Below are 626 nucleotides of genomic sequence, written 5' to 3' on the forward strand. Positions count from 1 at the left end.
ATCGATTGTTACTGGAATTTCTGTTCCGTCTTCATCTTTGGCTGTTACTGTTGTTGGTGTAGTTTCGTCTTGGTTTTTAACTGTTAAACCTGTTTTTTGTTCTTCGTCAGTAGGGTTAACTTTTGTTGGTTCGCCTTCTACTGTTGTTTTTGTTCTGTTGTCGTCTACACCTTTTGTGTGTCCTGTTACTGGAACTTCTTTTGTGATTTCTCCCTTTGGATTGTCTTCTGTCTTGAAGTCATCGTCTTGAATTGTAACAGTTATTGGTCCATCTACATTTGTTCCTGGTGTTACCTTGATTTCTCCTGTTTTTGAATCGACTTTTACTGGAATTTCTGTTCCGTCTTCATCTTTGGCTGTTACTGTTGTTGGTGTAGTTTCGTCTTGGTTTTTAACTGTTAAACCTGTTTTTTGTTCTTCGTCAGTAGGGTTAACTTTTGTTGGTTCGCCTTCTACTGTTGTTTTTGTTCTGTTGTCGTCTACACCTTTTGTGTGTCCTGTTACTGGAACTTCTTTTGTGATTTCTCCCTTTGGATTGTCTTCTGTCTTGAAGTCATCGTCTTGAATTGTAACAGTTATTGGTCCATCTACATTTGTTCCTGGTGTTACCTTGATTTCTCCTGTTT

At 38.2% G+C, this 626-nt stretch carries 1 protein-coding gene; it reads right to left on the reverse strand.

Translation table 11 applies throughout. The features are described from left to right. Positions 1-626, reverse strand: a 626-nt coding sequence (locus HV819_RS11390) for a hypothetical protein (protein WP_176270277.1), incomplete at both ends; no start/stop codon positions are given.

This window comes from Anaerococcus faecalis (assembly GCF_013371425.1).
Lineage (GTDB): Bacteria > Bacillota > Clostridia > Tissierellales > Peptoniphilaceae > Anaerococcus > Anaerococcus porci.